Here is a 19,231-nt window from a genome sequence, read left to right as displayed (position 1 = left end):
TAAACTGTCTGGACAAATGGGATGGAAATGAAAGTAGGTGACAACATGGGGAAAATTGTGGCAGTTGCGAATCAAAAAGGCGGAGTTGGAAAAACAACAACCGCTGTTAATTTAGGAGCTTGTTTAGCTGAACAAGGAAAAAAGGTTCTACTTGTAGACGGAGATCCACAGGGTAACGCTACGAGTGGAGTTGGCATAGATAAAGCAGATGTAGATGAATGTATTTACAATGTAGTAGTGGAAGATATGGAAGCCAAAAACGTTGTGCGTTCAACAGCTGTCGAAAATTTGTCAATCATTCCCGCGACCATTCAATTAGCTGGTGCAGAAATTGAATTAGTGTCGACTATTTCACGTGAAGTTCGACTTAAGAGAGCTTTAGAAACGGTGAAAGATCACTTTGATTATGTTATTATTGATTGTCCCCCTTCTCTTGGTTTACTGACATTAAATGCGTTAACGGCAGCTGATTCTGTTTTAATACCTGTACAGTGTGAATATTATGCGCTTGAAGGATTAAGTCAATTGCTAAATACCGTTAGATTAGTCCAAAAACATTTGAATAATCAACTGCGTATCGAAGGTGTATTGCTGACTATGCTTGACGCACGCACAAATTTAGGACTGCAGGTAACAGCAGAAGTGAAGAAGTACTTTCAGGATCGCGTTTATCAAACGATTATTCCTCGAAATGTTCGTTTGAGCGAAGCGCCTAGTCATGGTGAACCAATTATCTTATATGATGCAAGATCTAGAGGGGCCGCAGTTTATACGGAACTTGCAAAGGAAGTGATTTATAATGGCGAAAGGATTAGGGAAAGGAATTAATGCCTTATTTTCAGGCTTAGATGCACAGGCTGATGATTCAATTCAGGAAGTTGCTATTCACGAACTCAGACCCAACCCCTATCAACCACGTAAAACGTTTAATAAAGAAGCAATTAATGAGTTAAAGCAATCCATTTTACATCATGGCATCTTACAGCCTATTGTAGCTCGCAAAAGCATTAAAGGCTATGAAATCTTAGCGGGTGAAAGACGATTTAGAGCTGCTAAAGAAGCCGACCTTGCTACTGTTCCTGTCATTATAAAAGACTTTTCAGAAAAGCAAATGATGGAACTAGCTTTGTTAGAGAATTTACAGCGTGAAGATTTGACGCCAATTGAAGAAGCAACCGCTTATCAATTGCTTATGGATAAGCTCGATATGACACAGGAGCAACTTGCTACACGACTGGGAAAAAGCCGACCTCATATTGCTAACTATGTTCGCCTCTTGCAACTGCCTGAGGAAATTCAAACCCTCATTTCTACTAATGAATTATCTATGGGCCACGGGCGTACGCTAGTCGGTTTAAAAAATAAAGCTCTTCTACCTAAAGTCGTTGAAAAAATACGCAAGGAACAATTGAATGTCAGACAGCTAGAGGCTTATATTGCCCACTTAAATAAAGCCGTTCCACGTGAAACATCAAAAACTAAAAAAGATAAAGATTTATTTATAAAACAAAGTGAAACACAGCTTCGTGAGCGTTTTGGTACCTCCGTTCACATTACACAAAGCAAGAAAAAAGGAAAAATTGAAATCGAATTTTTCTCTAAAGAAGATTTAAACCGTCTTCTTGAATTATTTAACGATCTTTCTGAGACTAACAAATCTTCTGTATAAAAAAGGTTGTCCTAGTTTTAGGACAACCTTTTTTATTGTTTATAATGTCTTACAGTTTGGTAAACCGAAGAAGCATTAAACTCTTTCTCTCGTTCGTTGTGCGCAGTCTCAATACTTTTCGCAATTAAATCGGCAATGCACATAACGAGGTGAAGTCTCGTATTTTGCAAGACGAAAAACTCCATAAATCCGCTCACGTTGACAACCCCTGTTATATGAATATCCCCGACTGGCGGCAATTCTTTATTAACTCCTGCTCCTGGTTTAACGGGTCCTATTCCAAGTGATGCAGAGCCTACGCTTTTCATACGACCTAAACAAGCATCAATTCCAATAATAAAAGGATTCGGAAAAAGCTTTTGAATATGTTTTAACGTTTCTTTCAAATTAACAGCATGGACAGGCTCTTCTAACGTTCCAAAAATGTGAAAAGATGAAACCTTTTTTTCATTCAGTTTCGTTCCGACTAATGGACCCAATGAGTCCCCAGTTGAACGGTCCGTTCCAATACATACAAAAACAATTGGTCTGTCTTTCTGTGCTGGAAGTAAAGATAGTAACTGTGTACTCAGCTTCTTTGTAGCAGATTCTTCATCATGAAATACGCGGGTTGAATGTTGTGTCTTCTCAAAGAAGGGAGATTTTAAATTCATAGGGTCCACTCCTTATACATAATAGTAACAGTATACGAAGATTTTGAAGATTCTATACATATATTTCATGGATTGGGGGAAAATCGATGTGGGGAGCAGGATGTAAATGGATATTTTTAATTATGGGAACCATGATAGGCGCTGGATATGCTTCAGGGAGGGAGCTATGGCAGTTTTTTGGCGAAGAAAGCGGACTTGCTATTTTTCTATTTTCTATTATTTTTGCGATTTCTTGCAATGTGATTATGCAAATCAGCTATCGCTACCGAACCAATCAATTTTACCCAGTACTAATTGAATTAATAGGAAAGAGATGGGCTGCAGCCTACGATGTTTTAATCGTTTTTTATTTGTTCACGACGACGGTGATTATGATCGCGGGCGGTGGGGCGACATTGGAAATGTGGCATGTTCCTTACTGGTGGGGAATTGGCGCTCTTAGTGCGTTTATCGTCTTTGTTTTTTCAAGAGGATTAAATGGGCTTCTTTCTATCAATTCTTTCGTTATGCCAATCTTAATGATTGGACTAGCTGGCGTACTTCTTACATTTGTTTTACGTCATCCTGGAGTAACTGATTGGCATCTTCAGCATAATTGGCCTGCTGCTTTTACCTTTACGGCTTTAAATATTCTTCCTCTTGTCGCGGTATTATCTACAATTGGAAAGGAAATTAAAAGCAAAAAAGAGATTTATATTGCAAGTGTTGGCAGTGGTTTTTTATTAGGAGGGCTCTCCTTTATTTATAATGAATCGCTTATTCAAGTTTCAGGCCTTCTTTCCTCTTATGAAATTCCATTATTCGCCATTCTTAAAGACTTCCCTTATACGATGCTGTTTTTAATGAGCATTGTTTTGCTCATTGCAATTTATACAACAGCCGTATCGGGAATCTTAGGACTGACCGCGCGTTTTCATACTGAAAAGGTGCAATCTCTTTGGAAACTGGCAGCCTGCTGGCTACTTTTAATGATTCCCTTTACAAAGTTAGGTTTTTCTACTTTGATTGCCGTTTTGTATCCAATGTATGGAATCGTCAATTTATTTTTAGTAACAGCCGTTCTATTGTATCCATTTCGAAATCGCTACAAAAGTTCGTAGAAACTTGCTACAATAGATTAAAACTTTCTCGTATGTAGATTATGTTACGATAGGAGCTACATGTAGTATGAATTCGTTGAAGTCAGTTTTTAAGAACGTGTTTGAGCCATTTTTTCAAGAAGAAACGTGGGCACATATTGGAGAGGGATTTATAAAAATTCTGTTGATTCTGCTTATTTCCATGTTTTTAATTCGGATTGGAAAGCAAGCGTTAAATAAATTTGTAGAGGTTCGCACAAATAGCCCTCTGCGTATTTCTGAGCGACGAGAAGCTACGATGGTCCGCTTGCTTCAGAATGTTTTTTCTTATGCTATTTATTTCGTTGCGGGAGTTATGATTTTAGAAACATTATCGGTAGATGTCCGTGGATTGCTAGCGGGGGCTGGAATCGTAGGGCTCGCGGTAGGGTTTGGTGCTCAAAACTTAGTGAAAGACATCATCACGGGGTTTTTTATTATCTTTGAAGATCAGTTCTCCGTTGGCGATTATGTTCGAGTAGGAACATTTGAAGGAACTGTGGAAGAAATTGGGTTGCGAACAACAAAGATTAAGAGTTGGACCGGCGAAATTAATATTTTGCCCAATGGCAGTATTGTGGAGGTCACTAATTTTTCTTTACATAACAGCGTAGCTTTCGTTGATGTAAGCATTTCTTATGAAGAAAACATACAAAAAGCAGAACAAGTGATTTTAGAGCTCTTAGAAGAATTGCCAAGCCGCTATGAAGATATGGTTAAAACTCCTGAATTGCTGGGGGTTCAAAATATCCATGCAACTGAAGTCACAATGAGGATTACAAGCGAAGTAAAACCAATGAGACATTTCCATATTTCTCGTATGATTCGTAAAGAAGTGCGTACAAGGCTAAATGAACATGGCATTGAAGTTCCATTTCCTCGTATGGTTATGTATAATCGTACAGAAGAAGCACAGCATTCGTCGACGTTGAAAGGGAAATAAGGAGGAGAGAGCTGATGACGGAAAAAGAATTTGGTTTAAATGACGTTGTGGAAATGAAAAAACCTCATCCTTGCGGTACAAATGAATGGAAAATCATTCGAATGGGAATGGATATTCGTATTAAATGTGAAGGCTGCGGTCATAGCGTAATGATTCCAAGACGTGATTTTGCACGTAAAATGAAAAAAATTCTTGTAAAGCATGAGGAATAACCTCATGCATTTTCTATGTTTATGCCTTATACTGTAAGGTGGGACAAAATGAAGCACCTTAACGCCATGCGGTTAAAGGTTCTTTATCAAACTTGTATTTCAAAAGTTGACTCACTATAATTGTGACAGGTTAACTTGTTTCGGATATATAAAGAGGAGTGAATAAATATATGGCTTTAACAGCTGGAATTGTTGGTCTTCCTAACGTTGGAAAATCAACATTATTTAATGCAATTACACAAGCGGGCGCAGAATCTGCGAACTACCCTTTCTGTACGATTGATCCTAACGTAGGTATTGTAGAAGTACCTGATCATCGTCTTCAAAAACTTACAGAGCTTGTAAAACCTAAAAAAACAATTCCAACAGCATTTGAATTCACAGATATCGCTGGAATCGTAAAGGGTGCTAGTAAAGGTGAAGGACTGGGAAATAAATTCTTATCTCATATTCGAGAAGTAGATGCAATTTGTCACGTTGTGCGTTGTTTTGAAGATGAAAACATCACGCACGTTTCAGGAAAAGTAGATCCTATTTCAGATATTGAAACAATTAATTTAGAGTTGATTTTAGCAGATTTAGAAACGGTAGAGAAGCGTATTGGCCGTGTTCAAAAAATGGCTAAACAAAAAGATAAAGAAGCAATGTATGAATACGAAATTCTAGAGAAACTAAAGAATGCATTTGAAAGTGATCAGCCAGCTCGTGCTGTATCATTTACAGAAGAACAAATGAAATTAGTAAAACAATTTCATTTGCTAACGATCAAACCTATTCTTTATGTAGCAAACGTTTCTGAAGATGAAGTAGCCGATGCATCTGCTAACGAATATGTAGCAAAAGTGCGTGAGTATGCGGCAAGTGAAGGTGCAGAAGTAATTGTTGTTTGCGCACGCATTGAATCTGAAATTGCTGAACTTGAAGGAGAAGAAAAAGCAATGTTCCTTGAAGAACTAGGCATTGAACAGTCAGGTCTAGATCAGCTTGTACGTGCAGCGTACGATTTACTTGGATTAGCTACGTACTTTACAGCTGGTGAGCAAGAAGTACGCGCGTGGACGTTTACACAAGGTATGAAAGCTCCTGAGTGTGCAGGTATTATTCATACAGATTTTGAACGTGGGTTTATTCGTGCAGAAACGGTGTCATACGAGGATTTATTAGCTGCCAAAACAATGGGAGCAGCTCGTGAAGCTGGAAAAGTACGTTTAGAAGGAAAAGAATACATCGTAAAAGACGGAGACGTTATGCATTTCCGCTTTAACGTATAAGATTAAAAGCCGAAAGAAGATATCTTCTTTCGGCTTTTGTCGTTGGCGAAAATATTAGCGTATATTTACGAAACAGCCCGCAATGCATATTGCTTTGCCTATAGTAGTATGCTATAATTTTAATTCGTGAGTAATATTTTATTGCTCCTTGCCCGTTTCGGGCCGTTAGACCAAAAGGAGGTGACAGTGATGAGAAAGTATGAAGTAATGTACATCATCCGTCCAAGCATTGATGACGAAGCAAAGAAAGCATTAGTTGAGCGCTTCAACGGCGTATTAACTGATAATGGTGCTGAAATCGCAAATGTTAAAGAATGGGGTAAACGTCGTTTAGCATACGAAATCAATGATTTCCGTGACGGTTACTACATGATTCTTGACGTGGCGGCTACTTCAGAAGCAGTTTCTGAATTTGATCGTCTTGCGAAAATCAACGAAGACATTATCCGTCATATCGTTGTTAAACAAGAAGCATAATTAAACGTTTAAATAAATGGGTTTTATTTCCTTAAGGAGTGGTTCTGATGATGAATCGCGTAATTCTCGTAGGACGCTTAACCAAAGATCCTGAATTACGTTATACCCCGAGTGGAGCAGCGGTTGCAACATTCACTTTAGCGGTAAACCGCACATTTACAAATCAGCAAGGTGAACGTGAAGCTGACTTCATCAACTGTGTTGTATGGCGTCGTCAGGCTGAAAATGCAGCGAATTTCCTTAAAAAAGGAAGTTTAGCTGGTGTTGATGGTCGACTACAATCTCGCAGTTACGAAGGACAAGACGGTCGTCGCGTATACGTAACGGAAGTTGTAGCGGAAAGTGTGCAATTTTTAGAGCCGAAAAGTGGCGGTGGGGATACGCAACGCAGTAACTTTGCTAACACTGGAGGATCTGGACAAGGCTCTCCATTTGGAGATAATCAGAACCGTAACTCAGGTAATCAAGGTTATACTCGCGTTGATGATGATCCATTTGCAAATAATGGCGAGACAATTGACATTTCAGATGACGATTTACCGTTTTAATTCGCAGTAGATTATCCGGAGTATAAAATTTTATAGAAACTTTTAAGCGGAAGGAGGCGTATCAAAATGGCAGGTGGACGTAAAGGTGGACGCAACAGACGTCGTAAAGTTTGTTTCTTCACAGCAAACGGCATCACTCACATCGATTACAAAGATGTAGATATGCTTAAAAAATTCGTTTCAGAGCGTGGTAAAATTTTACCTCGTCGTGTAACTGGAACAAGCGCTAAATACCAACGTAAATTAACGATCGCTATCAAACGCGCTCGTCAAATGGCATTATTACCATATGTTTCTGGTGAATAATGAACGGTATAAAAAGAGGCAGTAAGGATTCCCTTACTGCCTCTTTTTACATTACATAGGTGCTCTTTTGCCAAATAGTTGCTTCTTATGAATTGAATCGATAAAATAAATAATAGTCTATATCAACGAGGTGAAGTTGTGAAAGGAATTCGATATATTACAGAAGGAGCAGCTCTTTTAGCGCTGTTTGTGGCGCTGTTGCTTTTTTCACTATACATACCTGTTGTGGGAACCATTTTTCAACTAGCGCTAGCTGTTCCATTTATTGTGTATACCGTTCGTCATGGGTGGAAAAAGGCAATATTATTTTTAGTAGTAGGGTTGTTATTGACTTTGTTATTTGGAAATGTGTTGACTCTTCCTTTTACATTTGTATTTGGTATTGGTGGATTAGCAATAGGAATGCTTTACCGACAAAAACAAAAAAGGTATACCATTTTACTAGGCGGCACGGTTGCATTTAGTTTAGGTTTACTTTTATTGTTCGTAGGAGCAAATGTCATTTTTAATGTTAATTTAATGGAGCAAATAAATAATGCTTTAGATCAATCGATTAATCAAAGTATTGAAATGATGAAAAGTTTAGGACAAGACGTTAAGGAATCTCAAATTGACCAAATGAGAGATGCATTTGATATGTTTAAAAATCTGTTGCCTCTATTAATTGTTATGGGCGGAGTTATTCTGGCCTTTTTCTCTCAGTTTATTGCTACGCCTATTCTTAAAAGAACAGGTTATGAGGTGCAAGCATTCCCGCCTTTTCGTGAATTTAAACTTCCTAAAAGTATTCTATGGTATTATTTGATTGCATTAATCTTATCCTTCCCATCTTTTAATATTGAACAAGGTACATTTATGTACATAGCTATTATCAACATCGTGATGGGACTGCAAATGCTAGTAGTGTTACAAGGGATCTCTTTTATTTTCTATTTCTCACATCAAAAAGGGTATGCCAAAGCAATTCCAATTGTTGTAACAATTTTAGCATTAATTATTCCAATTATCCTTCAAATTGTGCGCATCTTAGGTATAATTGATTTAGGATTTAATTTAAGAAAACAATTAGACACAAAAAAGTAGATATTGTGGAACTTAAAAAAGTAGGAGCTGAAATGGATGCCTGTCTTTACAAAAAAGAACGTCATTCGCTATCCATTTTACTCATTGTATAGTATAGCTCTGATTTTAGTAGGTATCGTGACCTATCATAATTGGATCATAGGAATGATAGGCTTTATATTACTATTAGCCTGTCTTTTTCTATACATGAGAATGGAGCGAATGCTGTCCGATGAGTTTGAAACTTATATTTCAATGCTGTCTCATCGGCTGAAAAAAGTAGGCGAAGAGGCATTAATGGAAATGCCGATTGGGATTATGCTGTTTAATGATGAATATCAAATTGAATGGACCAATCCTTTTCTAGCATCTTGTCTGGGTGAAGACACACTAGTGGGAAGATCATTATACGATGTAGCCGAAAGTATTATTCCACTGATCAAACAAGAAGTGGAAACAGAAGTTGTCACGTTGCATGATCGGAAATTTAAAGTGGTGATTAAACGAGACGAGCGCTTACTGTACTTCTTTGATATTACAGAGCAAATAGAAATCGAAAAATTGTATGAAGAAGAACGAACAAGTTTAGGTATTATCTTTTTAGATAATTATGATGAACTAACGCAAGGAATGGATGATCAAGTTAAAAGTAACTTGAATAGCCAAGTAACCTCTATGTTAAATAGTTGGGCTCAAGAATACGGTATTTTTATTAAACGTACGTCTTCTGAGAAATTTATTGCGATTATGAATGAACAAATCTTAATTCATTTAGAGCGAAGCAAATTTTCTATCTTAGACCAAGTTCGAGAAGAGACGTCTAAACAAAATATACCGCTTACATTGAGCATCGGTATCGGAGCTGGTGCTGCTGATTTACCTGAGCTGGGTGCTTTAGCTCAATCTAGCTTGGATTTGGCCTTAGGTCGAGGTGGAGATCAAGTAGCGATTAAACAGCCGAATGGAAAAGTGAAATTCTTTGGGGGCAAGACAAACCCAATGGAAAAACGGACGCGCGTGCGTGCAAGAGTTATTTCTCACGCGTTAAAAGAGCTCATTACAGAGAGTGGAAAAGTGATTATCATGGGTCATAAGTATCCGGATATGGATGCTGTAGGAGCTGCTATTGGGATATTAAAAGTAGCGCAAGTAAATCAGAAAGACGGTTTTATCGTATTAGATCCTGATCATATTGATACAGGCGTTCAGCGAATGCTAGAAGAAATTAAAAAGAAAGAAGGCCTGTGGGAACGATTTATTACGCCTGAAGAAGCCTTAAATCTTGTGAGCGATGATACTCTTTTAGTAGTAGTAGATACGCATAAGCCATCGCTCGTTATTGAAGAAAGGTTATTAAATCGTATTGAAAATGTCGTGGTCATTGATCATCATAGACGAGGAGAAGACTTTATCGAAGATCCTCTTCTTGTCTATATGGAGCCATATGCTTCCTCGACAGCAGAACTCGTTACTGAGCTTCTTGAATACCAGCCAAAACGATTTAAAATTGATATGCTAGAAGCAACAGCACTTTTAGCCGGTATTATTGTCGATACAAAAAGCTTTACATTACGCACGGGATCTCGTACGTTTGATGCAGCGTCCTTTTTACGTTCTCAAGGCGCAGACACGGTTCTTGTTCAAAAGTTTTTAAAAGAAGATATCACGCAATATGTACAGCGAGCACGCTTTATTGAACATGCAGAGATTTATACAGCAGGTATTGCTATTTCACGAGCTGAACCAAACAAAATGTATGATCAAGTGTTAATTGCGCAAGCTGCAGATACGCTGCTTTCAATCAGCGGAGTGGTTGCTTCGTTTGTTATTTCTAAGCGACGGGATAATCTAATTGGCATTAGTGCTAGATCGCTTGGAGATATCAATGTACAAGTTATTATGGAAAGCCTCCAAGGCGGAGGCCACTTAACGAATGCTGCTACTCAGCTTCAAGACATTAGTTTGGATGAAGCTGAAGAACGGCTTAAACAAGCAATTGATGAGTACTTAGATGGAGGTAAAAAATCATGAAAGTAATTTTCTTAAAAGATGTAAAAGGAAAAGGCAAAAAAGGTGAAGTGAAAAATGTTTCAGACGGTTATGCACATAACTTCTTATTAAAAAATGGTTATGCTGTTGAAGCTACAGGCGGTAATGTGAAAGTATTAGAAGCACAAAAAAATAGAGAGCAAAAAGATGCAGCTGCAGAACTTCAAGCGAACAAAGAGTTAAAAGCAACTCTTGAAGAACTGACAGTTGAATTAACAGCAAAATCTGGTGAAGGTGGCCGTTTATTCGGTTCTATCACAAGCAAACAAATTGCTGAAGAATTAAAGAAAAAGCACAAAATTAAAGTAGATAAGCGTAAAATTGAATTAAATGATGCAATTCGCGCATTAGGCTACACAAATGTACCGGTTAAATTACATCCGGAAGTAACGGCTACTGTAAAGGTACACGTGACTGAACAAAAATAAACGTAAGATTGAGAAATAAGTAAATAATATAAAGGGTTGGCGCGGACTTGTATTTGTTCGCGCCAACATTTATGATGAAAGAAAATACTGAAAGAATATAAGAGGGGCATAGAAATATGAGTGATCTTTTTGCTGATCGTCTTCCGCCTCAGAATATTGAAGCAGAGCAAGCGCTATTAGGGGCCATTTTCTTAGAGCCTTCTTCTTTAACCTTAGCATCTGAACTGCTAATACCTGAAGATTTTTACCGGGCATCGCACCAGAAAATCTTTACATGCATGCTGAAACTTTCTGACCAAGGTGAACCGGTTGATTTGGTAACGGTAACGTCTGAATTAGCTGACCAAAAAATCTTAGAAGAAGTTGGCGGCGTATCGTATTTAAGTGATTTAGCTAACTCTGTTCCAACGGCTGCAAACGTAGAGTATTACGGTAAAATCGTAGAAGAAAAGTCGATTTTACGCCGTTTAATTCGTACTGCAACGCATATTGCTTCAGAAGGATATGCAAGGGAAGACGAAGTAGAAGTTTTATTAAATGAAGCGGAAAAAAACATTTTAGAAGTAGCACAGCGTAAAAACAGCGGTGTGTTTCAAAATATCAAAGATGTACTTGTACAAACGTACGATGATATCGAAGTTCTTCATAATCGAAAAGGTGACATTACAGGTATCCCAACCGGGTTTAGTGATTTAGATAGAATGACAGCAGGGTTCCAGCGAAATGATTTAATCATTGTAGCGGCCCGACCATCGGTAGGTAAAACGGCTTTTGCCTTAAATATTGCGCAAAACGTTGCAACGAAAACGGATGAGAACGTAGCCATCTTCAGTTTAGAGATGGGTGCTCAGCAGCTTGTTATGAGGATGCTGTGTGCGGAAGGAAATATTGATGCACAAAGGCTGCGTACAGGTTCGCTTACAGCTGATGACTGGGGAAAGCTCACTATGGCAATGGGATCTTTGTCCAATGCAGGGATTTATATTGACGATACACCGGGTATCCGAGTAGGTGAAATTCGTTCTAAGTGTCGTCGCTTGAAACAAGAAGGCGGGCTTGGGATGATTTTAATTGACTACTTACAGCTTATTCAAGGAAATGGACGAAGCGGAGAAAACCGACAGCAGGAAGTATCTGAAATTTCTCGTGCGTTAAAAGCTTTAGCTCGTGAATTAGAAGTTCCTGTTATCGCCTTATCACAGCTTTCCCGTGGGGTAGAGCAGAGACAAGATAAGCGACCAATGATGTCTGATATCCGTGAATCAGGAAGTATTGAGCAGGATGCTGATATCGTAGCTTTCTTATATCGTGAAGACTATTATGAAAAAGATACAGAAAATCAAAATATTATCGAGATTATTATAGCCAAGCAGCGTAACGGTCCAGTTGGAACCGTACAGCTTGCTTTCGTAAAAGAGTACAATAAATTCGTTAATCTCGAGCGGCGCTTTGATGACGCAGGAGTGCCGCCTGGTGCATAAAACCTCTCAATATGAGAGGTTTTATTTTATTGTTATCGCATTCGTTCCGCAAAATACGATATATTTGTAATAACTTTTGTTAAATCGTTCGGATTTAATTGACTTTAGCGTGATAAATTGATACACTTATCCATGGTTAAATTATGTCGTAGTGAGCTGTTGCTTACTAAGCGGAGGTGCTTAAGATATGTCTTCAGTCGTTGTAGTAGGAACACAATGGGGAGATGAAGGAAAAGGGAAGATTACAGACTTCCTATCAGAAAATGCAGAAGTGATTGCACGTTACCAAGGTGGGAACAATGCAGGTCACACAATTAAGTTTAATGGTGAAACTTATAAGTTACATTTAATTCCTTCAGGTATTTTTTATAATGACAAAACGTGTGTAATTGGAAACGGTATGGTTGTCGATCCAAAAGCGCTTGTTCAAGAATTAAAATACTTACATGATCGCGGTGTAACAACAGAAAACTTACGTATTAGTAACCGAGCTCATGTGATTCTTCCATATCATTTAAAATTAGATGAAGTTGAAGAAGAACGTAAAGGTGAAAATAAGATTGGTACAACGAAAAAAGGTATTGGACCAGCTTATATGGATAAAGCAGCACGTGTTGGTATTCGAATTGCCGATTTACTAGACCGTGAAGTATTTGAAGCAAAATTAACACAAAACTTAGCTGAAAAGAATCGCCTTCTTGAAAAAATGTATGAAGTAGAAGGCTTTACATTAGAAGAAATTTTAGATGAGTACTATGAGTATGGTCAACAAGTTGCAAAATATGTTGTTGATACATCAGTAGTATTAAATGATGCGTTAGACGAAGGACGTCGCGTACTATTTGAAGGCGCACAAGGTGTTATGTTAGATATCGATCAAGGAACATATCCATTTGTTACATCTTCAAACCCAGTAGCGGGTGGAGTAACAATTGGTTCTGGTGTAGGTCCATCTAAAATCAAACACGTTGTAGGTGTATCAAAAGCGTATACAACTCGTGTTGGTGACGGTCCTTTCCCAACTGAATTAACAAACGAAATCGGTGATCAAATCCGTGAAGTAGGACGTGAATATGGTACAACAACTGGTCGTCCTCGCCGTGTAGGTTGGTTCGACAGTGTAGTTGTACGTCATGCTCGTCGCGTTAGCGGAATCACAGATTTATCTTTAAACTCAATTGATGTATTAACGGGAATTGAGACATTAAAGATTTGTGTAGCTTACCGTTATAAAGGGGAAGTTATGGAAGAATTCCCTGCTAGCTTAAAAACACTTGCAGAATGCGAACCTGTATATGAAGAGCTTCCAGGTTGGACAGAAGATATTACGGGTGTGAAAACATTAGATGAGTTACCTGATAACGCTCGCCACTACTTAGAGCGCGTGTCTCAATTAACAGGTATTCCTTTATCTATTTTCTCTGTAGGTCCAGATCGTACACAAACAAATGTATTACGTGGTGTATATAGCTAAATAAAAAAGGTTAGCTCCTCGTGAGCTAACCTTTTTTATTTATAATTGGTGCTTTGTTAACAAGATATAAAAAAAGCTTAATAATAAAAAGAAAGTTTTAAAAAAACTATTGCATTCATATGAAATATCATGTTATTATAATAAGCGTCGCTAAGAGATATAACATGAGCCATTAGCTCAGTTGGTAGAGCATCTGACTTTTAATCAGAGGGTCGAAGGTTCGAGTCCTTCATGGCTCACTTTTGTTACAACGTGGCCCGTTGGTCAAGCGGTTAAGACACCGCCCTTTCACGGCGGTAACACGGGTTCGAATCCCGTACGGGTCATTTTTAATATTTTTAATACATAGCATATAGACTGAGGTCCCGTGGTGTAGCGGTTAACATGCCTGCCTGTCACGCAGGAGATCGCGGGTTCGATTCCCGTCGGGACCGCCATTTTGGCTCGGTAGCTCAGTTGGTAGAGCAAAGGACTGAAAATCCTTGTGTCGGCGGTTCGATTCCGTCCCGAGCCATCAAAAAGCATGACTTTATTTAAAGTCATGCTTTTTTCTTTTATTTACATTTAAAAGAAAACGTTATTTGCTTTGTATCTCTTTTATGGTAATATATTACTTTTTTATTTAGGGATGGTTGAAAATCATATATCTTCATGTATAGTAGAGGATGAACTTGTGACGTTTCAAGGGTTATCAAGTATAATAAAACTACGGTATTCAAACAGTATGAATACTATCTTTTATATTTTGCTTCAACTAATAAAGGAGAACGATGATCATGGATAAACGTATTTTAGTCGTAGATGACGAAAAGCCGATTGCAGATATTTTAAAGTTTAATTTGCAAAAAGAAGGTTACGAAGTATTTTGTGCTTATGATGGCGTAGAAGCACTTGAAAAAGTGGAAGAAGTACAGCCTGAAATGATTTTATTAGATATTATGCTTCCTCAGAAAGATGGAATGGAAGTTTGCCGAGAAGTGCGCAAAAAATATGATATGCCAATTATCATGTTAACAGCAAAAGACTCTGAAATTGACAAAGTTTTAGGTCTAGAATTAGGTGCAGATGATTATGTAACTAAGCCGTTCAGTACGCGTGAATTATTAGCACGTGTAAAAGCTAATTTACGTAGACATCAGCAGGTAGCTGTTCCAACGGAAGAAAGCGAAACGAATGAAATTACGATTGGAGCACTTGTTATTCACCCAGATGCTTATATCGTGTCTAAGCGCGGAGAAACGATTGAACTGACTCACCGTGAATTTGAGCTGCTGCATTATTTAGCGAAGCACATTGGACAAGTCATGACGCGTGAACACTTGCTTCAAACTGTATGGGGTTATGACTATTTTGGTGATGTGCGTACGGTAGATGTAACAGTTCGAAGATTACGTGAAAAAATTGAAGATAATCCAAGCCATCCAATGTGGATTGTAACAAGACGTGGAGTAGGCTATTATTTACGCAGCCCAGAGCAGGAGTAATTTTAGATGAAGAAAGTAAGGCTCCTGCAATCTATTCATTTAAAGTTTGTATTGATTTATGTGCTGCTCATTTTAATTGCGATGCAAATTATTGGGGTCTATTTTGCACGACAATTAGAAAAAGAATTAGTTAACAACTTTCGAACGTCTCTTCAAGAGCGGACAGACTTGCTGACGTATAATATTGGACAAGAAATGGTGAAAAATCGTGATGATGATTCACCCACTCTTGAGGAAGACTTAAAGACTATTTTACGAGATTTTGCTTCAAGACCCAATTTAGCTTCAAATGATATGAATGACATTTCTGAAGTAAGAGTCATTGACCAAAATAGAAGAATCATTGCTACATCGAACTCAAATCCTCAACAGATCATAGGTAAAAAGACTAATGATTTAGCGATTACAAATGCGTTGTTAGCAGGAACGAACTCTGATAATGTATTTGTTGATCAAAGCGGACAGCGAATCAGAGTTATGATACAGCCTATTCGTTTACAGGATAAAGTAGGTGCCAGTCAATCAAATTCAACTAATAAAAATGGAAAAGTTCAGTCTAGCGAAGAAATCTTAGGTGCTATTTACTTAACAGCTTCCATGGAGCCTGTTTACGATCAAATGAGTAATATCAATCAGATCTTTAAAGCAGGCACGGTGATTGCTCTTTTTATTACAGCTATTTTAGGCGTGTTTTTAGCTCAGACCATTACTCGTCCAATGTCTGAAATGAGAAAACAAGCACTTGAGATGGCCAAAGGGAATTTTACGAGAAAAGCTAAGGTATACGGGTATGATGAAATTGGTCAGCTAGCTCTCACATTCAACAACTTAACAAGAAAGCTTCAAGAAGCACAGGCAACTACAGAAGGGGAGCGCCGTAAGCTTAGTTCGGTATTAGCTCATATGACGGACGGCGTTATTGCGACGGATCGAAAGGGAAGAGTAATTTTAATTAATGATCCAGCCGCAGCTATGCTAAATGTTTCACGTGAAACGGTTTTGTCTGATCCAGTTGTTTCCCTATTAGATCTTGAAGAAACGCATACGTTTGAAAGCTTGCTCGCTAATCAAGAGTCATTAATTTTGGACTTTAGTACAAAATCGGATCCCTTTATTTTAAGAGCTACCATTTCCGCTATTCAAAAAGAGACCGGTTTTATTAACGGGATTATCATTGTCTTGCATGATATTACAGAGCAGGAGAAAATTGATCAGGATCGCCGAGAATTTGTAGCGAATGTTTCACATGAATTGCGTACGCCGTTAACAACGATGCGCAGTTATTTAGATGCGCTTGCAGAAGGAGCATGGCAAGATAAGGACTTAGCTCCAACATTTTTAAATGTAACGCAAACGGAAACAGAACGAATGATTCGTCTCGTTAACGACTTGCTTCAATTATCTAAGCTAGATAGCCAAGACTACCGATTTAGTCGTGACCCAATCAATTTTGTGAAGTTCTATCATTACATCATTGATCGCTTTGAAATGACAATTGAACAAGGTATTTCGTTCGTGCGCGACTTGCCAAATGAAGCAATCTATGTCGCTATCGATCAAGATAAAATTACACAAGTATTAGATAACATTATTTCCAATGCAATAAAATATTCACCTGAAGGCGGAACCATTACATTTTCAATTGCTCAGCATACGCATGAAATTGTTGTGAGCATTAAAGACCAAGGTATGGGAATTCCAAAATCAAATTTAGCTAAAATTTTCGAACGCTTCTATCGTGTAGATAAAGCACGAACGCGTAAATTAGGCGGAACAGGATTAGGGCTTGCTATTGCCAAGGAAATTATTGAAGCACATGATGGACGCATTTGGGCAGATAGTCAGGAAGGAAAAGGAACAACGATTTACTTTACTCTTCCGATTGAAAGTGAGAATGATGACGAATGGGAATGAGATATGAACATATCAAAACGGCCATCTTAGTTGTTCTCGTCGCTTCCAGTTTAATTATGACGTATCATATATGGACGTATCAGCCTTCTTATAAGGTCATTTCAAAAAATCAACATTTGCAGGAAGTTGAAGTGAGTTCAAAAAGTAAAATAGAAGATCATATTCTTCCAACAGAAGTTCTCTATCATCGAAATGATAATCACTACATGTCTCACGACGAAGATGATGTAAACAAATGGGTAAATGAAATGAAAAAGTGGAAATTTTCGAATGTGACGGACGTTTCGGATGCTATTTCTCCTGATGGATTTTTAAATTATGTCCATGGAAGTAATTCTATTGAAGTGTTGTATCCAGGCGCGCTACCTTTGAAAACATTTCAACAGCTTTTTTCATTTTCTCAAACGTCTTTGCCTAATCAAACATTTGACCGTGTACTCATTAAAATTAAGCGTACACCTTCCTTTTTCGTGAGCGTGTATCTTGTGAATTATGAGCAAAAAAAGATTTATTCGGTTACAGTCAAGAATTTGGCCAAAGATGATATCAAAGAATTAGAAGATAAAATGAAACGTACGTATGCCCCGAGCTTTGTATATAAAGAAAACAAAAATCGGTATATCTTCCTTCCGGAAAATAATATCACGATGAATAGTGAAGTCTACTATACGAGCATGAGGCATTTAGATATTGAAAAATATAAAGAAGCGCTTTTTAACAACCCAGACTATGCACGGAAAGAAACGTCTACAAACCGAGATGTCTACACCGAAGGTACAAAAGTGATTAATGTCAATACGAAGACAGATGTGATGGAATATGTGAATCTTGTAAATTCCACGACCGAGGTAATGGAAGATTATAATTTAATAAATCGCAGCTTTAGCTTCGTTAATGACCACGGCGGCTGGACGGAATCTAATTACAGGTTCAACAGCTGGAATCGTATTACAAAAGAAATTAGCTATCGTTATTATAAAGATAACTATCCAGTGTACAGCAATCAGGGAATGACTGAAATATATCAGAGATGGGGAAATGCGGAGATTTTAAATTACCGTCGTCCTCTTTATCGTTTTGTAAGAGTACAGGATTCGAGTGTAGAAAAGCTGCAGTCATCTCAAAAGGTGATTCAATTAATTGAAAAACACCAAAACTTTGACCCGAATCTGTTAAAAGATATTTCAATAGGCTATCAGCTAGAAGAAGTGTCACAGCAGCCGAAAACCGGTGAAAAGACGGTTGAGTTTAATTCTAATTCTGTCAAACTCGTTCCTTCTTGGTTCTATTATTATAATAGCAAATGGTATCGAATTGCACCGCCGACCGAAGGAGGCGATAACGATGGATTGGAATAGAACAAAAACCATCTTTATTTTCACTTTCTTGATTCTTAATATTTACTTAGGCTATCAAATTTTTAAAACTCATCAAGAAGATCAGTACTCTCTATTTGTAGAGTCGAGCGTTGAAGAACAATTAACGAGTGAAGGCATTGAATATAAACATTTACCTACAGATGTGAAGGAAGCTTCGTCGTTAAATGCTAAAAGCAAACTGTTTAAAGATGAAGATTTAAAAAAGCTTAAAGAACAAAAAGCAGCGCTGCTTGAGGAAAAAACAATTCGAAGCGTATTAGACAAACCTTTTTCAGTGCCTGAAAAAAATACAAAAGCAAAGCTAAGTCAATTTTTAAAACGATATGTGCTCTCGGGTGAAGATTATGAGCTATGGAATGTTAATAAAGAGAAAAAAACAGTTACATTCTTTCAACAATATAAGAAGCACAAAATCTATGACAATGAAAATGGCATGATTATTGCTCATTTAAATGATAAAGGTGAAATTGTTTCATATGAACAAACGATGCTAGGTTCTGTGAAAACGTTGGATGATGAGCAGGATGTTTTGTCTCCTTTAAAAGCCTTAGAAAATTTGTTTTTGAAGGACGAATTGAAAAAGAAAGATAAAGTGACAGACGTAGAGTTTGGATACTATACGTTTGATCTGCCGTTACTAAATTCTCAAGTTTTAGCACCAACTTGGCACATTGTTGTAAATGGAGATACGAGTTATTTTGTAAATGCCTTTGAAGGGCAGATCATTAAAAAAGGAAATAAATAAGTATTTGGAGTGAGATAA

The 19,231-nt window shown here is 37.7% G+C and carries 19 protein-coding genes and 4 tRNA genes; 22 read left to right on the top strand and 1 reads right to left on the bottom strand.

What is annotated here, in order from left to right:
- The first annotated feature begins 45 nt into the window (after positions 1–45).
- On the top strand, positions 46–828 hold the full coding sequence (locus LIS78_RS26730; protein ID WP_013059922.1) for a ParA family protein: 783 nt from the start codon (positions 46–48) through the stop codon (positions 826–828).
- The gene (locus LIS78_RS26725; protein WP_195781499.1) at positions 800–1,669 is read left to right on the top strand and encodes a ParB/RepB/Spo0J family partition protein; all 870 of its coding nucleotides are present in this window, start codon (positions 800–802) and stop codon (positions 1,667–1,669) included. Before LIS78_RS26730 ends, LIS78_RS26725 begins: the two co-directional genes overlap by 29 nt.
- A 32-nt stretch (positions 1,670–1,701) precedes the next feature.
- On the opposite strand, the gene yyaC is transcribed toward LIS78_RS26725, so the two are convergent.
- A complete protein-coding gene (gene yyaC / locus LIS78_RS26720; RefSeq protein WP_195781500.1) occupies positions 1,702–2,322 on the bottom strand; it encodes a spore protease YyaC in 621 nt (206 codons plus the stop codon).
- An 86-nt stretch (positions 2,323–2,408) separates the two neighbouring features.
- Between yyaC and LIS78_RS26715 the strand changes: the two genes are divergently transcribed.
- The 20 genes from LIS78_RS26715 (at position 2,409) to LIS78_RS26620 (ending at position 19,213) form a co-directional block, all read left to right on the top strand.
- Positions 2,409–3,422, top strand: a complete 1,014-nt coding sequence (locus LIS78_RS26715) for a YkvI family membrane protein (RefSeq protein WP_195781501.1) — start codon at positions 2,409–2,411, stop codon at positions 3,420–3,422.
- Between the two features lie 67 nt (positions 3,423–3,489).
- Positions 3,490–4,383 (top strand): mechanosensitive ion channel family protein, encoded by an 894-nt coding sequence (locus tag LIS78_RS26710; RefSeq protein WP_195781502.1) that lies wholly within the window; start codon positions 3,490–3,492, stop codon positions 4,381–4,383.
- 14 nt (positions 4,384–4,397) lie between these two features.
- Entirely contained in the window at positions 4,398–4,595 is a 198-nt protein-coding gene (locus LIS78_RS26705) for a DUF951 domain-containing protein (protein WP_013059917.1), read from the top strand.
- Between the two features lie 170 nt (positions 4,596–4,765).
- The gene (gene ychF / locus LIS78_RS26700) at positions 4,766–5,866 is read left to right on the top strand and encodes a redox-regulated ATPase YchF (protein WP_013059916.1); all 1,101 of its coding nucleotides are present in this window, start codon (positions 4,766–4,768) and stop codon (positions 5,864–5,866) included.
- Positions 5,867–6,055: 189 nt separating this feature from the next.
- Positions 6,056–6,343: a 30S ribosomal protein S6 gene (rpsF, locus tag LIS78_RS26695; protein ID WP_013059915.1), complete on the top strand. Its 288-nt coding sequence runs from the start codon at positions 6,056–6,058 to the stop codon at positions 6,341–6,343.
- A 47-nt stretch (positions 6,344–6,390) separates the two neighbouring features.
- Complete coding sequence (ssb, locus tag LIS78_RS26690) at positions 6,391–6,891, top strand: single-stranded DNA-binding protein (RefSeq protein WP_013059914.1); 501 nt, start codon at positions 6,391–6,393, stop codon at positions 6,889–6,891.
- A gap of 66 nt (positions 6,892–6,957) precedes the next feature.
- Entirely contained in the window at positions 6,958–7,197 is a 240-nt protein-coding gene (gene rpsR / locus LIS78_RS26685; protein WP_013059913.1) for a 30S ribosomal protein S18, read from the top strand.
- 138 nt (positions 7,198–7,335) lie between these two features.
- Positions 7,336–8,280, top strand: a complete 945-nt coding sequence (locus LIS78_RS26680) for a YybS family protein (RefSeq protein WP_195781503.1) — start codon at positions 7,336–7,338, stop codon at positions 8,278–8,280.
- A 36-nt stretch (positions 8,281–8,316) separates the two neighbouring features.
- Complete coding sequence (locus LIS78_RS26675) at positions 8,317–10,290, top strand: DHH family phosphoesterase (protein WP_025752414.1); 1,974 nt, start codon at positions 8,317–8,319, stop codon at positions 10,288–10,290.
- Positions 10,287–10,736 carry a 50S ribosomal protein L9 gene (rplI, locus tag LIS78_RS26670; RefSeq protein WP_013059910.1) on the top strand — a complete coding sequence of 150 codons (450 nt, stop codon included), beginning with the start codon at positions 10,287–10,289 and terminating at the stop codon, positions 10,734–10,736. The genes LIS78_RS26675 and rplI overlap by 4 nt, the downstream gene beginning before the upstream one ends.
- Before the next feature lie 116 nt (positions 10,737–10,852).
- A complete protein-coding gene (gene dnaB / locus LIS78_RS26665) occupies positions 10,853–12,217 on the top strand; it encodes a replicative DNA helicase (protein ID WP_013059909.1) in 1,365 nt (454 codons plus the stop codon).
- Between the two features lie 187 nt (positions 12,218–12,404).
- Complete coding sequence (locus LIS78_RS26660; RefSeq protein WP_013085553.1) at positions 12,405–13,691, top strand: adenylosuccinate synthase; 1,287 nt, start codon at positions 12,405–12,407, stop codon at positions 13,689–13,691.
- A gap of 166 nt (positions 13,692–13,857) precedes the next feature.
- Positions 13,858–13,930, top strand: a tRNA-Lys gene (locus tag LIS78_RS26655).
- A 15-nt stretch (positions 13,931–13,945) separates the two neighbouring features.
- Positions 13,946–14,017 (top strand) — tRNA-Glu (locus LIS78_RS26650).
- A gap of 35 nt (positions 14,018–14,052) precedes the next feature.
- Positions 14,053–14,128: transfer RNA gene (locus tag LIS78_RS26645), tRNA-Asp, on the top strand.
- A gap of 4 nt (positions 14,129–14,132) precedes the next feature.
- A tRNA-Phe gene (locus LIS78_RS26640) sits at positions 14,133–14,205 on the top strand.
- Positions 14,206–14,467: 262 nt separating this feature from the next.
- The gene (yycF, locus tag LIS78_RS26635; RefSeq protein WP_013085552.1) at positions 14,468–15,175 is read left to right on the top strand and encodes a response regulator YycF; all 708 of its coding nucleotides are present in this window, start codon (positions 14,468–14,470) and stop codon (positions 15,173–15,175) included.
- 6 nt (positions 15,176–15,181) lie between these two features.
- Positions 15,182–17,089: a cell wall metabolism sensor histidine kinase WalK gene (gene walK / locus LIS78_RS26630; RefSeq protein ID WP_013059906.1), complete on the top strand. Its 1,908-nt coding sequence runs from the start codon at positions 15,182–15,184 to the stop codon at positions 17,087–17,089.
- Positions 17,080–18,447, top strand: coding sequence for a YycH family regulatory protein (locus LIS78_RS26625; RefSeq protein WP_252284518.1), 1,368 nt, complete (start codon positions 17,080–17,082; stop codon positions 18,445–18,447). Before walK ends, LIS78_RS26625 begins: the two co-directional genes overlap by 10 nt.
- Positions 18,434–19,213, top strand: coding sequence for a two-component system regulatory protein YycI (locus LIS78_RS26620; RefSeq protein WP_116074943.1), 780 nt, complete (start codon positions 18,434–18,436; stop codon positions 19,211–19,213). Before LIS78_RS26625 ends, LIS78_RS26620 begins: the two co-directional genes overlap by 14 nt.
- Positions 19,214–19,231: the final 18 nt, after the last annotated feature.

The organism is Priestia megaterium, assembly GCF_023824195.1.
Taxonomy (GTDB): domain Bacteria; phylum Bacillota; class Bacilli; order Bacillales; family Bacillaceae_H; genus Priestia; species Priestia megaterium_D.
This window is presented reverse-complemented; position numbering and strand designations above follow the sequence as displayed.

Excerpts from the sequence above, each read along its gene's own strand:
- LIS78_RS26730 (WP_013059922.1), top strand. The coding sequence starts at position 46 with ATGGGGAAAATTGTGGCAGTTGCGAATCAAAAAGGCGGAGTTGGAAAA.
- LIS78_RS26725 (WP_195781499.1), top strand. The coding sequence starts at position 800 with ATGGCGAAAGGATTAGGGAAAGGAATTAATGCCTTATTTTCAGGCTTA.
- yyaC (WP_195781500.1), bottom strand. The coding sequence starts at position 2,322 with ATGAATTTAAAATCTCCCTTCTTTGAGAAGACACAACATTCAACCCGC.
- LIS78_RS26715 (WP_195781501.1), top strand. The coding sequence starts at position 2,409 with ATGTGGGGAGCAGGATGTAAATGGATATTTTTAATTATGGGAACCATG.
- LIS78_RS26710 (WP_195781502.1), top strand. The coding sequence starts at position 3,490 with ATGAATTCGTTGAAGTCAGTTTTTAAGAACGTGTTTGAGCCATTTTTT.
- LIS78_RS26705 (WP_013059917.1), top strand. The coding sequence starts at position 4,398 with ATGACGGAAAAAGAATTTGGTTTAAATGACGTTGTGGAAATGAAAAAA.
- ychF (WP_013059916.1), top strand. The coding sequence starts at position 4,766 with ATGGCTTTAACAGCTGGAATTGTTGGTCTTCCTAACGTTGGAAAATCA.
- rpsF (WP_013059915.1), top strand. The coding sequence starts at position 6,056 with ATGAGAAAGTATGAAGTAATGTACATCATCCGTCCAAGCATTGATGAC.
- ssb (WP_013059914.1), top strand. The coding sequence starts at position 6,391 with ATGATGAATCGCGTAATTCTCGTAGGACGCTTAACCAAAGATCCTGAA.
- rpsR (WP_013059913.1), top strand. The coding sequence starts at position 6,958 with ATGGCAGGTGGACGTAAAGGTGGACGCAACAGACGTCGTAAAGTTTGT.
- LIS78_RS26675 (WP_025752414.1), top strand. The coding sequence starts at position 8,317 with ATGCCTGTCTTTACAAAAAAGAACGTCATTCGCTATCCATTTTACTCA.
- rplI (WP_013059910.1), top strand. The coding sequence starts at position 10,287 with ATGAAAGTAATTTTCTTAAAAGATGTAAAAGGAAAAGGCAAAAAAGGT.
- dnaB (WP_013059909.1), top strand. The coding sequence starts at position 10,853 with ATGAGTGATCTTTTTGCTGATCGTCTTCCGCCTCAGAATATTGAAGCA.
- LIS78_RS26660 (WP_013085553.1), top strand. The coding sequence starts at position 12,405 with ATGTCTTCAGTCGTTGTAGTAGGAACACAATGGGGAGATGAAGGAAAA.
- yycF (WP_013085552.1), top strand. The coding sequence starts at position 14,468 with ATGGATAAACGTATTTTAGTCGTAGATGACGAAAAGCCGATTGCAGAT.
- walK (WP_013059906.1), top strand. The coding sequence starts at position 15,182 with ATGAAGAAAGTAAGGCTCCTGCAATCTATTCATTTAAAGTTTGTATTG.
- LIS78_RS26625 (WP_252284518.1), top strand. The coding sequence starts at position 17,080 with ATGGGAATGAGATATGAACATATCAAAACGGCCATCTTAGTTGTTCTC.
- LIS78_RS26620 (WP_116074943.1), top strand. The coding sequence starts at position 18,434 with ATGGATTGGAATAGAACAAAAACCATCTTTATTTTCACTTTCTTGATT.